Genomic DNA, 14472 nt, shown 5'->3' on the forward strand with positions numbered 1-14472 from the left:
GGGGGTGGCCGGCGGACCGGTGGTCGGGATGCGCAGCGCCCACGGGTTGCGGCGCCCCCGCACCGGAATGTCCGGTGCGGGGCGCCCCCTTTCCCGCTCCTGGGCCCCGGGCCCCGAGTCCTGCCCCTACGGGCGCCGGGCGGAGGCCCAGAGCCTGCGGCAGGACAGCAGGGCCGCCGCGACGAGCAGGGCGTTGCGTACGACCATGAGCGCGCATCCCAGCGGCGTGCCCGTCACCACGTCGTTGTACAGCACCGGGTAGGCGAGCGTGCTCACGGCGGCCGCGGGCAGCAGCAGCGCCGCGACCGGGCGCTGGGTGGTGGCCCGCGAGGTGAGGCAGACGGCGGCCAGGCCGAGCAGCCAGACCAGGTACTGCGGGCTGATCACCCGGCTGGTGACGGTGAAGAGCAGCACGGCGGCCAGCGCGGCGTCGAAGGGGGTGGCCGGTGTCCAGCGGCGGGCCCTGACGCGCCACAGCAGCAGCCAGCAGAAGGCGGCGGCCGTGGCGAGGAGGGAGGCGTGGGCGAAGGAGGAGACGTACGGCCCGGTGAACTCCATGGCGCCGTACCGGTATTCGACCTTGCCCGGCCAGCCGGCCGACCGGGCCAGGGACAGTACGGTGCCGGCGACCGACTCGATCTGCACGCCCCTGCTGCCCTGCTGGCGCAGGAAGCCGAAGGTGTGCGAGAAGACGGACGCGAGGACGGCGAGCAGCGCCGCCGCGCCGGCGGCGGCGGACAGCCAGGCGCGGCGGGTGGTACGCCCGCGGGGGGCGCCCAGCAGTACGAGGACCGGCCAGAGCTTCACCGTCGCACCGAGCCCGGCGAGCACACCGCCGACGCGCGGACGGCGGTGCATGCGGAGCAGGGCCAGGGCGGCGAGGGCGGTGACCTGGACGTCGTACCGGACGAGGGGCAGATGCAGGAGCAGCGGCAGGGCGCCCACCCACATCCAGGCACCGGCCGTGGAGCGGCCGGGGCGCCGGCCCGCGCGCGCGAGGGCGACGGCGAGCAGCGCGTCGGCGGCCAGGGTGAGGAGGAGGAACGCCTGGAAGTACGTGAGCCAGGGCAGGGCGCCCGGCCCGAGGATCACCAGGGCCGCGCCGGGCGGGTACTGCCACATGGCGTCGTCCAGGGGGAAGCCGCCCCGGACGAGCTGCTCGTACCAGCGGTGGTAGATCTGGTGGACCTCGCCGTTGATCGTGCCCACGTGGAAGACACCGAGGGGCTGCGCGAGCAGGGCGAGCATGGCGAGGCGGGTGGCGGCCCAGACGGCACCGAGCCTGCGGGCGCAGCGGCGCGCGGCGGCCGCGGAGGTGGGGGAGCCGGGCAAGCCGGGGGCGGTGTGCGCGTCGGTGGCCGCGATCTGCTGCGTCGTCATCAACGCGCACTTTAGCCACCCTTGGGCTGTTCCTGCGCCTTTGTGTGCGCCGCGTAGGCGGCGACGTTCTTCGCGGGCCCGTTCGTTCGTACCGTCCCGGCCGGGATGCCGGACGGCGGCCCGGTCGTGGGGACCGGGCCGCCGTGGTGGGTGCGGGTGTGCGGGCGGGGCTACTTCACCGCGCCGGCCATCACGCCGGACACGAACTGCCGCTGGAACGCGAAGAAGACGATCAGCGGGATGATCATCGAGATGAAGGCGCCGGGCGCCAGGATGTCGATGTTGTTGCCGAACTGGCGGACCTGGCGCTGGAGCGCCACCGTGATCGGCGGGCTGGCCGAGTCGGCGAAGATCAGCGCGACCAGCATGTCGTTCCAGACCCAGAGGAACTGGAAGATGCCGAGCGAGGCGATGGCCGGGCCGCCGAGCGGCATCACGACGCGCGTGAACAGCCGGATCTCGCCCGCCCCGTCGAGGCGCGCCGCCTCCAGCAGTTCCTTGGGGATCTCCGCGAAGAAGTTGCGGAGCAGGAAGATCGCGAAGGGCAGGCCGAAGGCGACGTGGAAGAGGACCACGCCCGCCGTGGTCTCGAAGATGCCGATCTTGCCGAAGAGTTCGGACACGGGGACGAGGGCGACCTGCACGGGCACCACCAGCAGGCCGACGACCACCAGGAACCACCAGTCGCGGCCCGGGAAGTCCATCCACGCGAAGGCGTACCCGGCCAGTGAGCCGATCACCACGACCAGGACGGTCGACGGGACGGTGATCATGATCGTACTGAACAGGGAGTCGACGACGGTGTTGTTGTCGAGGAGGCTGGCGTAGTTGTCCAGGGTGAGGTCGGAGGGCGCGGAGAAGACCTTCCACCAGCCCGTCTCCGCGATGTCGGTGGGGCTGCGCAGCGACGAGAAGAGCAGCCCGATCGTCGGCATCAGCCAGAACAGCGCGACCAGGATCAGGAAGACCCGCATCGCGCCGCCGCCCGCGCGCGCCGCGATCCGCGCCGGGAGGGACTGCCTGGGCTTCGTACTCGTGAGGGTCACCGGCGGCTCTCCTTTCGCATCCGGCGGATGTTGAAGAGCATCACCGGGACGACCAGCAGCAGGAGCAGCACGGCGATGGCGCTGCCGACGCCGGGATCCGCGTCCGTGCCGAACGACGAGCGGTAGAGCTGGAGCGCCAGCACGTTCGCGTCGTCCTGGGACGACCCCGGCGCGATGATGAACACCAGGTCGAAGATCTTCAGTACGTTGATCATCAAGGTGACCAGCACCACCGCGAGGACGGGTGCGAGCAGCGGGACCGTGATGCGGCGGAACACCTGCCACTCGTTGGCGCCGTCGACCCGGGCCGCCTCCAGCAGCTCGCGCGGCAGCCCCGCGAGCCCGGCCGCGATCAGCACCATCGCGAAGCCCGCCCACATCCAGACGTAGGAGCCGATGATGGCCGGGGTCACCAGGCCCGGGCCGAGCCAGTCGACGCCGTTGTACGGCTCCCGGAAGTTCGAGGCGGGCAGGCGCAGCTCGGCCCCGTCGGCCTTCGCGGAGAGCGTGAAGGTGCCGTCGGCGCCGGCCGTGGCCGAGTCGACGACCTTGCCGTCCTTGACCGCCTCGACCTTGATGCCCTTGAGGCCGAACTCCTTGGGGTCGATGGTGTTGGGCTTGCCGCCGCCGCCCTTCGTGAAGTCCAGCCAGGCCGTGCCGGTGACCTTGCCGGGCCCGGCCTCGGCGGGCGCGGCGGTCTCGGCGTCGCCCGGCATCTTGGCGGGCGGTACGCCGACCAGCGGCAGCAGGACCTGCTCACCCGCCCTGACCGGCTCCTTGGTGACGAAGGACCCGCCGCCGCCCGCCTTCAGCGGATGGACGGGCAGCGGGCGCGCCTTCGGGAAGCCGGCCGACTCGGAGAACATGTCGTGGACGCTCACCGCGACGGCGTTGGCGACCCCGCGCTCCGGATTCTGTTCGTACACCAGCCGGAAGATGATGCCCGCCGCGAGCATCGAGATCGCCATCGGCATGAAGACCAGCAGCTTGAACGCCGTACCCCAGCGGATGCGTTCGGTGAGTACGGCGAATATGAGGCCCAGCGCGGTCGAGACGGCCGGGGCGACGACCACCCAGACCGCGTTGTTCTTGACGGCGGTCAGGATGGTGTCGTCGGTGAAGATCTCGACGAAGTTGTCGAGGCCGGCGAAGCTGTCGCCCGACTTGTCGAAGAAGGACCGGTAGACCGAGTACCCGATCGGGTAGACCACGAGCGCGCCGAGCAGCACCAGGGCGGGCAGCAGGAAGCCGGCCGCCATCGCTGTGCGCGTGCCTGTCACGCTCTTGCGTGTGCCGTTGCCGGCGGGGGGCGGCGTGACCTTCGCGGCGCCCCCCGCGGTCGCTGACGTCATCGCGTCAACCCGTCAGCTCTTGTACGCCTTGGCCGCGTCGGACTCCAGCCGCTGCTGGGTCCCCGCGATGTCCTTCGGGTTCTTCAGGAAGTCCTGGAGCGCCTTCCACTCGCCCTTGCCGGGCGTGCCGCCGAACGACTGCGGGGCCTGGTCCGACATGTCGAAGCGGAAGTCGTCGCCCGCCGCGATCAGCGCCTTCGCGATGTCGCGCTGCACGTCATTGGGGTACGCCGCCACGTCCAGGGCCTTGTTGGGCGATACGAACCCGCCCGCCCGGGCCCAGATCTCCGCCGCGTCCGTCGAGGCCAGGAAGGTCAGCAGCGCCTTGGCGCCCTTCGAGTCCTTGAGCGCCACGGCCGCGTCGCCGCCGGTCACCACGGGGGACTCGTCGCCCACCGCCGGGAACGGGAACACCTTGGCGTCGGTCCCGATCTTCGCCTTCGTCTGCGCGATGTTGATCGAGACGAAGTCGCCCTCGAAGACCATCGCGGCCTTGGGCTCGTCGGCGAACGTCTGGGTGACGGACGCGGGGAACTCGGTCTGCAGGGCCCCGTCCTGGCCGCCCGCGATGAGCTCCTTCTTGCCGAACAGCTCGGCGAGCGTGGTCAGCGCGTCCTTCACGGACGGGTCCGTCCACTTGATCTTGTGCTGGGCCAGCTGGTCGTACTTCTCGGGGCCCGCCTGGGAGAGGTAGATGTTCTCGAACCAGTCGGTGAGGGTCCAGCCGTCCGCGCCGCCCACCGAGACCGGGGTGACACCGGAGGCGGAGATCGTCTCGGCGGTGGAGAGGAAGTCCTTCCAGGTCTTCGGCTCCTGCGCGCCCGCGTCCTCGAAGGCCTGGGTGTTGTACCAGACCAGGGACTTGTTGGCGGCCTTGAAGTACACGCCGTACTGCTTGCCGTCGACCGCGCCGATGTCCTTCCAGCCCTGCGAGTAGTTCTTGTCCAGCTGGGCCTGGGTCGCGGCGTCGACCGGCTTGGCCCACTTGCGCTCGACGGCCTGCTGGAGCGCGCCGACCTGCGGCAGCATCGCCACGTCGGGCGGCGAACCGCCCGCGATCTTCGTGCCGAGGAAGTTGACGATCGGGTCCTGGGCCGGGACGAAGGTGACCTTCGCGCCGGTGCGCTTCTCGAACTCGGTGAGTACCTTGGTGAAGTTCTCCTGCTCGGGGCCCGTCCAGACGGCGGCGACCTGGACCTCTTCGCCGTTCAGTTCGGGCAGTTCGACGGTGGCCGCGGGATCCTTCGTGTTCCCCGCGGCGCCCTCGTTCTTGTCCTTCTCCTGGTCGCCACCGCAGGCGGTGAGGGCGAGCGTGCTCGCGGCGATCATCGCCAGGGCAGCCCTCCGAGCCCTGCGTCCCCTGGGTGTGCGAAGAGTTGTGCGCATGCCTGCCCCGTCTCTCCTGTGCGCGTACGGACCGGCGCAGCCTCGAGAGAACCACTGGCGCCGATGCCGGTCTAGCTGTCCCGTGGGTCAGTCCTACGCCCGGCTGTCGGCCCCGGCAATAGTGCCTTCCGCATCAACCGGGTGATCGTAATGGGCCTGTGACGTTCAGTCAGGCGTCACCGGGGGCGCCGAGGGGCGGCAGCGGGGTCGCGTTCACCGTGCGGGCGGCCCGGTCCAGGGCGCTGGCCAGCAGGGCGAGGTCGGTCGGCCCGTTGCCCAGTTCGCGCACCGGGCGGCGGGCCGGCGGATCGCCCATCCGCTCCCACTCCAGGGGGACGACGGTGGGGCGCAGCGTCGCCGTACGCGGAATGCGGCCGGTGACCCGGCCGCCCTGGAACGGGGTCACGGCGGCGTCCGGGCGGTGCAGGCCGCCGCGTCCCGGTGCGGGCTCCTCGGGGGCGGGTGCGGACGGCGGGGCGTCCAGCACCACGCGCAGCCGCGCGCCGCGCGCGAGCTCGGTGTCCGCCGTGCGGTCGGGTCTGGCGGATGTGACCACCAGGTGGACGCCCAGCCGCTCACCGTCCCTGGCCACCGCCTCCAGGGCCCGTACGACGGAACCGGCCGCGGGCCGGCCCGTGCTGCCGAGGGCGGGGGCGACCAGCGCGTCGAAGTCGTCGACCAGGACGACGAGGCGGGGGAGGGGCGAGGGCCCGGTGTCGGCACGGGCCTGGCGCTCCCGGGACGCGGTGGTCCGCAGGCGCAGCGTGCCGCTGGGGGGCGAGTCCAGGTCGCCGTGGAGTTCGGCGGCGCTGGGGCGGCGCTGGCCGACCATGCGGCCCGACACCTCGCGGTGCGTGTGCCACTCGGCGAAGCCGGTGGAGCCGAGGAGCTCGTGGCGGCGCTTCAGTTCCGCGCCCAGGGCCTGGGCGAACTCCCGCATACGGACGGGGTCGGAGGCGACGAGGTGCGTGGAGACGTGCGGGAGCTCGGTGCAGGCGCGCAGGCCTTCGCCGCGTTCGCCGCCGGCGCCGTCGACCAGGACGAGACCGAGACGGTCGGGGCGGGCCGCGGCGGCCAGTGAGGCCGCGACGGAGCGCAGCAGCTCGGTGCGGCCGCTGCCCGCCGGGCCCTCGATGAGCAGGTGCGGGCCCTCGGCGGTCAGGTCTACGCAGAGCGGGCCGCGCGGGCCCGCCCCCAGCACCGCCCACGCGCGGGTGGCGCCGGGCGCCTGGCCGTCGTCGGCGGCTGCCGCCCAGCGGGCCATGAGGGAGGCGGGGGTGGCCCTGGCCAGGCCCAGCTCGTCCAGGAGGCGCGAGGACGCGGGGAGGGCTGCCGCGCGGCCGGGCCGGCCGGCGGCGGGCCCGTCCGTACGCAGCGGGGCGAGCGCCCGCGCGAAACGCTCCGCCCAGGCGGCGGACACCGCGTCCACCGCGGCGAGCGTGCCGTGCCCCGCGGGCTCGCCGCCCGCCGTGCGCAGCAGTCGCAGCGCGGTGGCCACGTCGCCGCTGAGCAGGGCGGCGGCGCCGCATTCGCGGAACGCGGGCGAAGCGGCGCAGGCGGCCTCGTAGGTCGCGGTGACCGGGGAGAGGGGCGACGCGGCGGCCGTCTCGGCGAGGCAGACGAGGTGGATGCCGGACGCCGCACCGGTGGCGGCGAGCCGGGCGGTGGCCTCGCGCAGGCCCACGGAACCGGGGTCGCCGTCGACGACGACCACGGTGTACGGCCCGTGGTCCGGGCCCTGCTGCTCCTCGTCCGTCCGGCGCACCAGCTCGGCGATCCGGGCAGTGGCCTGGTCCCGGTCGTAGGCGAGGAGCAGCCGGCAGTCCTGGCCGTGGGCGGGCCGCAGGTGCGGCAGCCAGCCGAGCCAGCCCCACTCGGCGGTGCGCTCCTCCAGCGGCCTCGCCCGGTCCGTGCTGATCAGGACGATTTCGAGGTCGGCGGGGGAGTGCAGCGCGGCGAGCTGCGCCACGACGGACCTGGCCAGCCCGGCCAGCCGGGCCCGGGGCCCGGCGAGCCCCAGGGCGCCGACTTCCCGGAGCCCCACGGTCACCGGCACGGCGGGCAGCGGGCGTCCGCCGCCGGGCACGGCCCGGTCGGCGGTGCCCAGCCGCAGTACGAGCGCCTCGGGGTGCCCGGGGTCGCGCTCCCACAGCCGGGAGCCGGGGCCGAGCGCGGTCAGCAGCAGCGAGGCGGGGTCGGGCCAGGCGTCGGGCCGGGTGGCGGGCCAGGGGGCCGCGCCCGCGCCGGCCGGTGGCATCCCGAGCGGGGTGACCTCGGCGGGCGCGTACTCGTCCACGGGCTCCGTCCGGCCTCCGGCGAGCCGCCGGGCCCAGTTCCCTATGCCGCCCCGCCGGCGCGTGGTGCCGGGCTGCGCCCCGCCGCCGTGGGTGACGTCTCCCGCGGCGTGCGCGCTCCGCGGGCCGGGCTGTGCCCCGGGTGCCGTGGCTTCCGGCTGCGGGGGCTCCGGGGCCGGCACCGCGTCCGTGCGCCCGGAGACCCGGCGGCCGCCGGGGGCCGCGGCGGCGCGGCCCGTGCCGGTCGTGTAGGCCGTCGGAGCGCTGGGCGCGGCGCCCGGGCGGTGCTGCTCCGGCGTCGGACCCTGTGCGGGGGGTGTGCCGCGGTCCGGGGCGTCCGGGGTGCGGGTCACACGGAGGTGGCCCTCGCCGTCCGGGGTGGTCGGGAGGGACGGGGGACGGTCGCCGGGGGCCAGGCGCAGGGCCGACTCGCCGACACGCAGCAGCGCGCCCGCGGGGAGCGGGACCGGATGGCCGGTGAGTTCCTCGCCGTTCAGCAGGGTGCCGTTGGTGGAGCCCAGGTCCGCCACCGTGACCCGGCCGTCCTCCGCCAGGGTCACCGCGCAGTGCAGCCGTGACACGTCCGGGTCGTCCAGCGGCACATCCGCGTCCGCGGAGCGGCCGATGCGGATCTGGCCGCTGTGCAGGAGGTGGACGCCTCCGGCGTCCGGGCCCGCCACGATGTGCAGCCGGGCCGGGGCGTCCGGTGTCCGGTCGGGGAGGGCGTCGGCCTCGGGCGCCGGTGTGTAGAGGGACAGCACCGCCCCGTCGACCAGCGGCGGCTCGCCGAGCGCGCAGCGCTGCGTGTCGAGCCGCTCCCGCCCCGCGTAGACCACCACGGCGCCGGTGCTCTCGGGGCCGGAACCGGGACCGGAGACGGCCGCGGCCAGGCCGGAGGCGACCGCGGCCAGCGCGGTCCCGGCGGGGGCGGTGACGAGCACGTCGCAGGCGCGCCCGGTGGCCGGGACACCCTGGAGGTCCTGGGCGCCGGCGTGCGCGCCGTGCGGGCTCTGGCCGCTGCGCGGCGCGAGGACGGTCAGCCGGATCTGCATCGCGTCAGCGGTCCCTTCTGCGCGAAGTGCCCGGCAGGGGTGCCGCCCTGTGATTCCCCCCACCCGGCACGGACGCGTCGTCCGGTACAGGTCGGCACGTGGCGCGGGGCTCCCGACCCCACAGTCCGTGCTGCAGGCATCCTCGCACCTGCCACCGACAACACGCCCGTCGCCCACCTCCAAGTGATCTTGAATGGTCGACTGTGGACGTAAAAGTGCCGGCTTGGGACCGTCAGTGACGGGTGTGGCACGTGAGTTCGGCAACCATCCGTGCGGTACGGGCGTCTTCCCTGCGAACACGGCCCGACCGTGCCCCGTTCGGAGGCAGGCGGGCGGCATTACAGTGGGTCGGGACCACGGGCCCGAACGCCCGGGACGACGTGAGACCACGAGCAGCGAGGAGCACATACGTGCGGCCGGTAGGCAGCAAATACCTGCTCGAGGAGCCGCTCGGGCGCGGCGCCACGGGCACCGTCTGGCGAGCCCGCCAGCGTGAGACCGCGGGCGCCGAGGCGGCCGTGGCCGGCCAGCCCGGCGAGACCGTCGCGATCAAGGTCCTCAAGGAGGAGCTCGCGAACGACGCGGATGTGGTGATGCGCTTCCTGCGCGAGCGGTCCGTGCTGCTGCGCCTCACGCACCCCAACATCGTGCGGACCCGCGACCTCGTCGTCGAGGGCGATCTGCTCGCTCTGGTGATGGACCTCGTGGACGGCCCCGACCTGCATCGCTATCTCCGGGAGAACGGCCCGTTCTCGCCGGTGGCCGCGTCCCTGCTCACCGCGCAGATCGCGGACGCGCTCGCCGCCAGCCACGCCGACGGCGTCGTCCACCGCGACCTCAAGCCCGCGAACGTCCTGCTCGACGAGCGCGACGGCCAGATGCACCCGATGCTCACCGACTTCGGCATCGCGCGCCTCGCGGACTCCCCGGGACTCACGAGGACGCATGAGTTCGTCGGTACGCCGGCGTACGTCGCCCCGGAGTCGGCCGAGGGCCGTCCGCAGACATCCGCCGTCGACATCTACGGCGCCGGCATCCTGCTGTACGAGCTGGTCACGGGGCGTCCGCCGTTCGCGGGCGGTACGGCGCTGGAGGTGCTCCACCGCCATCTGAGCGAGGAGCCCCGCCGCCCCACCACCGTCCCCGAACCGCTGTGGACGGTCATAGAGCGCTGCCTGCGCAAGGAACCGGACGAGCGGCCCAGCGCCGAGAACCTCGCCCGCGCCCTGCGCACCGTCGCGGCCGGCGTCGGCGTGCACTCGACGTCCGCGCAGGTCGAGGCGGCCATGGGTGTCGGCGCGCTGCTCGCGCCCGACCCGGCCCCCGCGCCGGTCCCCGAGACCCCCGGCGCCGCCGACCCGACCCAGGTGCTGCCGAGCAACGCCGGGTCGTACGACCCGGCCGCCGCGACCAGCGTCCTGCCGTCGACCGGCGCTCCCCGGCCCCCGTACGGCGCCGCCGACCCCACCGCCGTCATGCCGCCCGTGCCGCCGCGCCCCGACGGTGCGCCCGGCACCCCGGGCCCCGAGGACCCGCACCCCTGGCAGAACCAGCTGCGCGCGGCCCGCGACCGCAACGAGCAGACGCAGGTCCAGTACCTCGACCCGAGCCAGGACCCGCTGCGCCGCCGCCCCCAGCGCCAGCCGCAGCAGCCGCCCCACCAGCCTCAGCCCCAGCGGCCCCCGCAGCGTCAACAGCAGCAGCGCCCCCAGCAACAGCCGCAGCGCTACGCCCCGCCGCCCCCGCCGCAGCACCAGCAGCCCCAGGCGCCGCCCCCGCAGCAGCGGTACGCACCGCCCCAGCAGCCCGCCCCGCCGGCCCCGCGCCCGCCGCGCGAGCCGCGCCGCCGCAGCGCCAATCCGATGCGGATCCCGGGTCTCGGCTGCCTCAAGGGCTGCCTGTTCACGCTCCTCCTGCTGTTCGTGGCGTCCTGGCTGGTCTGGGAGCTGACCCCGCTCCAGGAGTGGATCGGCACGACGAAGGGCTTCTTCGCCCAGATCGGCGACGTGATCGACGAGATCACGAAGTTCTTCAGCGACCTAGGCGGCTCCACCGGCAGCTGAATCGGCCGAGTCAGTTGATTTGTCGACTTCTGGGGGTGTATTTCGCCCCCAGAAGTGAAGGTTGGTGCCATACGGCGCGCAGGACGCCCCGGCACCCGCGTAGCCTCGGGGCGACCGTCGGCCGCTGAGGGAGCACAGTCTTGGCACGGAAAATCGGCAGCCGGTACACGGCCCACCAGATCCTTGGTCGGGGCAGTGCCGGCACGGTGTGGCTCGGCGAGGGGCCCGAGGGCCCCGTCGCCATCAAGCTTCTGCGCGAGGACCTCGCGTCCGACCAGGAGCTCGTCGGGCGCTTCGTCCAGGAGCGCACCGCGCTGCTCGGACTCGACCACCCCCGCGTCGTCGCCGTCCGCGACCTCGTCGTCGACGGCAACGACCTCGCGCTGGTGATGGATCTCGTGCGGGGTACGGATCTGCGTACCCGGCTCGACCGTGAGCGGCGTCTGGCGCCCGAGGCCGCCGTCGCCATCGCCGCGGACGTCGCCGACGGGCTCGCCGCCGCGCACGCGGCCGGCGTCGTCCACCGCGACGTGAAGCCCGAGAACATCCTCCTGGACATGGAGGGCGCGCTCGGGCCCGGCGGCGCGCACCCCGCGCTGCTGACCGACTTCGGCGTCGCCAAGCTGATCGACACCCCGCGCCGCACCCGCGCGACGAAGATCATCGGTACGCCCGACTACCTCGCCCCCGAGATCGTCGAGGGCCTGCCGCCCCGCGCCGCCGTCGACATCTACGCCCTGGCGACCGTGTTGTACGAGCTGCTGGCGGGCTTCACCCCCTTCGGCGGAGGTCACCCCGGCGCCGTGCTGCGCCGCCACGTCACCGAGACCGTCGTCCCCCTCCCCGGCATCCCCGAGGAGCTGTGGCAGCTCCTCGTCCAGTGCCTGGCGAAGGCCCCCGCGTCCCGTCTGCGCGCCTCCGAGCTCTCCGCCCGCCTCCGCGACCAGCTCCCGCTCCTCGCCGGAATGGCGCCGCTGGACGTGGACGAGCCGGGCTCGGAGGACGAGCAGGCGCAGTACGAGGCGTACGACGAACCGTCCCGGCAGCCCCTCACGCCCGCCGCGCCGCGCCGCCGCGGCGCCGTCCCCCTGGTGCCCGGTTCGGCCCCGGACTCCAACCGCGACACCCATACGAGCATGCGCGTCCCCGCCCCCGACGAGCTGGCGGGCGGCGCCCGCGGCACGGCCCGCGCCCCCCGGGCCGCGGGCCAGCGCCGCCCCGGCTCCGCCCGCAACAAGCCGGGGGCCGTCCGCAGGCGGCGTCTCCTGCTCGGCGGCGCGGCGGTCCTGGTCGCCGCCGCGATAGGCGTGGGCGGCTGGCTGGCGGCGACGGGCACCGGCCCGGAGCCCGTTCCGCAGGACACGAAGCAGTCGTCTCCGTCACAGCCGTAGCACGGGCGCGCGGCCTGCGCTCCCGGGCGAGGGGAACGTACGGCCGCCCAGCCGTTACGCTGGACCCGTGGCAGTCGTCGATGTATCCGAAGAGCTCAAGTCCCTCTCCTCGACCATGGGGTCGATCGAGGCCGTCCTGGACCTCGACAGGATGAGGGCCGATATCGCCGTGCTCGAGGAGCAGGCCGCGGCCCCGTCCCTGTGGGACGACCCGGACGCCGCGCAGAAGATCACGAGCAAGCTCTCCCACCTCCAGGCCGAGCTGCGCAAGACCGAGGCCCTCCGCAGCCGGATCGACGATCTCTCGGTGCTCTTCGAGCTGGCCGAGCTCGAGGACGACGCCGACACCCTCGCGGAGGCGGAGTCCGAGCTGATCGCGGTCCGCAAGGCGCTGGACGAGATGGAGGTGCGTACGCTCCTCTCCGGCCAGTACGACGAGCGCGAGGCCCTGGTCAACATCCGCGCCGAGGCCGGCGGCGTCGACGCCTCCGACTTCGCCGAGCGGCTGATGCGCATGTACCTGCGCTGGGCCGAGCGCCACGGGTACGCCACCGAGGTCTACGAGACGTCGTACGCCGAAGAGGCCGGCATCAAGTCGGCGACCTTCGTCGTCAAGGCGCCGTACGCCTACGGAACGCTCTCCGTGGAGCAGGGCACCCACCGCCTCGTCCGCATCTCCCCCTTCGACAACCAGGGCCGTCGCCAGACGTCCTTCGCGGGAGTCGAGGTGCTGCCGGTCGTCGAGAAGACCGACCACATCGAGATCGACGAGTCCGAACTGCGGGTCGACGTCTACCGCGCGTCCGGCCCCGGCGGCCAGGGCGTCAACACCACGGACTCCGCGGTCCGCCTGACGCACATTCCGACCGGCATCGTCGTCTCCTGCCAGAACGAGCGCTCCCAGATCCAGAACAAGGCGAGCGCCATGAACGTCCTCCAGGCGAAGCTCCTCGAGCGCCGCCGCCAGGAGGAGCAGGCGCTGATGGACTCGCTCAAGGGCGACGGCGGCAACTCCTGGGGCAACCAGATGCGTTCGTACGTCCTGCACCCCTACCAGATGGTCAAGGACCTGCGTACGGAGTTCGAGGTCGGCAACCCGCAGGCGGTTCTCGACGGCGAGATCGACGGCTTCCTGGAAGCCGGAATTCGCTGGCGCAAGCAGCAGGAGAAGTAAAGCTCGCTTTGTCGACACAGCAACTGCCGTCCTTGAGGCGGCAGTTGCCTTTTGTGTCACAGTCGCATTCCTGTACGCCAGGCAACTGCTTTCATTTCGGGCATTGTGCACGCAATGACCTTGACGCCCCCTTTAAAAGTGGCAAAGCTGGCGCGTGGCATGCGTATCTCCGGGGCGTGTGTGACCGGGGGAAATTTACAAACCCCCAGTGTCTGTCGCCCTGTGCGCTGCTCCACTGACGAATTCAGCTACTGGGGGTAGCAAGCAGATGACCAAGAAGACGCGGATCCGCGTTGCGCGCATAGCAGCCGGTGCGGTGATCGCCGCCGGTGCTTCGCTGACTGCCGCGGGCGCCGCTTCGGCCGTCGGTATCGGGGTCGACGTCGCCGGCCTCAATGCCGAGGCCAGTGTTGACCAGGAGGGCCTCGACATCTCCCTCGCCGCCGACCCGGAGGACCCGGCCGACCCGGCCGATCCCGCGGACCCGGCGGACCCGGCCGATCCTGCTGACCCGGCCGACCCCGCGGACCCGGCGGATCCGGTGGACCCGCCGACCGACCCGGTGGACCCGCCCACGGATCCGGTGGACCCGCCGACCGACCCGGTGGACCCGCCCACGGATCCGGTGGACCCGCCGACCGACCCGGTGGACCCGCCCACGGACCCGGTGGACCCGCCGACCGACCCGGTGGACCCGCCGACCGACCCGGTGGACCCGCCCACTGACCCGACGGACCCGGTCGACCCGCCCACCGACCCGGGCAACCCCGGCGGCAACGGGAACGGGAGCAACGGCGGCAACGGGAACGGCGGCAACGGCAACGGCGGTAACGGGAACGGCGGCAACGGCGGCTCCACGACCGGCGGCAACGGCGGTTCCGCGACCGGCGGCAACGGCGGTTCCGCGACCGGCGGCAACGAGGCCGGCACCACCACGACCGGTGGCGGTGACGGCGACGCCGGCACCTGCACCCTCGACCTCGACGGTGCCGAGTGCGAGGACAACACCGACACCGACAGCGCCGGCTCCCAGCCGGTGGCACAGGGCAAGGCCAAGGAGGAGCTCGCCGAGACGGGCGCCGCCGAGACCTCGTTCCTGCTGATCGGTGCCGCGACGATGATCGCCGGTGGCATCGGCTTCCGCATGCTGCCGCGCCTGGTCGGTGGCGGCCGCACCGTCGCCTGAACCACCTAGGCGTACAAGAAGGGCCCGGAGCGCACTGTGCGCTCCGGGCCCTTCCCCGTGGGTCCGTATCCGGCCCCCAGAGGGGCCGTAGAGGCGATTACGGGCGGGCGGGAAGCCTTCCGGGCCCTCCTGGGCCCTCGGGCCGCAC

The 14472-nt window shown here is 73.5% G+C and carries 9 protein-coding genes; 4 read left to right on the plus strand and 5 right to left on the minus strand.

The genetic code is table 11. The features are described from left to right. Nucleotides 1-126: 126 nt before the first annotated feature. From ACWD0Y_RS27670 to ACWD0Y_RS27690, 5 genes are all read right to left on the minus strand, one after another. Nucleotides 127-1380, minus strand: a complete 1254-nt coding sequence (locus ACWD0Y_RS27670) for a glycosyltransferase 87 family protein (RefSeq protein WP_450263046.1) — start codon at nucleotides 1378-1380, stop codon at nucleotides 127-129. A 170-nt stretch (nucleotides 1381-1550) separates the two neighbouring features. Beyond that, complete coding sequence (locus ACWD0Y_RS27675; RefSeq protein ID WP_450263047.1) at nucleotides 1551-2426, minus strand: carbohydrate ABC transporter permease; 876 nt, start codon at nucleotides 2424-2426, stop codon at nucleotides 1551-1553. After that, nucleotides 2423-3706 carry a carbohydrate ABC transporter permease gene (locus ACWD0Y_RS27680; RefSeq protein WP_450263066.1) on the minus strand — a complete coding sequence of 428 codons (1284 nt, stop codon included), beginning with the start codon at nucleotides 3704-3706 and terminating at the stop codon, nucleotides 2423-2425. Before ACWD0Y_RS27680 ends, ACWD0Y_RS27675 begins: the two co-directional genes overlap by 4 nt. Before the next feature lie 84 nt (nucleotides 3707-3790). Beyond that, the gene (locus ACWD0Y_RS27685) at nucleotides 3791-5164 is read right to left on the minus strand and encodes an ABC transporter substrate-binding protein (protein ID WP_450263048.1); all 1374 of its coding nucleotides are present in this window, start codon (nucleotides 5162-5164) and stop codon (nucleotides 3791-3793) included. Between the two features lie 169 nt (nucleotides 5165-5333). Beyond that, nucleotides 5334-8510: an FtsK/SpoIIIE domain-containing protein gene (locus ACWD0Y_RS27690; RefSeq protein WP_450263049.1), complete on the minus strand. Its 3177-nt coding sequence runs from the start codon at nucleotides 8508-8510 to the stop codon at nucleotides 5334-5336. Between the two features lie 410 nt (nucleotides 8511-8920). Between ACWD0Y_RS27690 and ACWD0Y_RS27695 the strand changes: the two genes are divergently transcribed. The 4 genes from ACWD0Y_RS27695 (at nucleotide 8921) to ACWD0Y_RS27710 (ending at nucleotide 14324) form a co-directional block, all read left to right on the plus strand. Then, nucleotides 8921-10573, plus strand: a complete 1653-nt coding sequence (locus tag ACWD0Y_RS27695; protein ID WP_450263050.1) for a protein kinase domain-containing protein — start codon at nucleotides 8921-8923, stop codon at nucleotides 10571-10573. Between the two features lie 140 nt (nucleotides 10574-10713). After that, a complete protein-coding gene (locus ACWD0Y_RS27700; protein ID WP_450263051.1) occupies nucleotides 10714-11964 on the plus strand; it encodes a serine/threonine-protein kinase in 1251 nt (416 codons plus the stop codon). A 67-nt stretch (nucleotides 11965-12031) separates the two neighbouring features. Continuing rightward, nucleotides 12032-13138, plus strand: a complete 1107-nt coding sequence (gene prfB, locus ACWD0Y_RS27705; protein ID WP_450263052.1) for a peptide chain release factor 2 — start codon at nucleotides 12032-12034, stop codon at nucleotides 13136-13138. A 268-nt stretch (nucleotides 13139-13406) separates the two neighbouring features. After that, nucleotides 13407-14324, plus strand: a complete 918-nt coding sequence (locus ACWD0Y_RS27710) for an LPXTG cell wall anchor domain-containing protein (protein ID WP_450263053.1) — start codon at nucleotides 13407-13409, stop codon at nucleotides 14322-14324. Nucleotides 14325-14472 lie beyond the last annotated feature (148 nt).

Source organism: Streptomyces altiplanensis, assembly GCF_053591575.1.

Bases quoted from the DNA above. Each gene is read 5' to 3' on its own strand.
- ACWD0Y_RS27670 (WP_450263046.1), bottom strand. From the start codon at position 1,380: ATGACGACGCAGCAGATCGCGGCCACCGACGCGCACACCGCCCCCGGC.
- ACWD0Y_RS27685 (WP_450263048.1), bottom strand. From the start codon at position 5,164: ATGCGCACAACTCTTCGCACACCCAGGGGACGCAGGGCTCGGAGGGCT.
- ACWD0Y_RS27690 (WP_450263049.1), bottom strand. From the start codon at position 8,510: ATGCAGATCCGGCTGACCGTCCTCGCGCCGCGCAGCGGCCAGAGCCCG.
- ACWD0Y_RS27710 (WP_450263053.1), top strand. From the start codon at position 13,407: ATGACCAAGAAGACGCGGATCCGCGTTGCGCGCATAGCAGCCGGTGCG.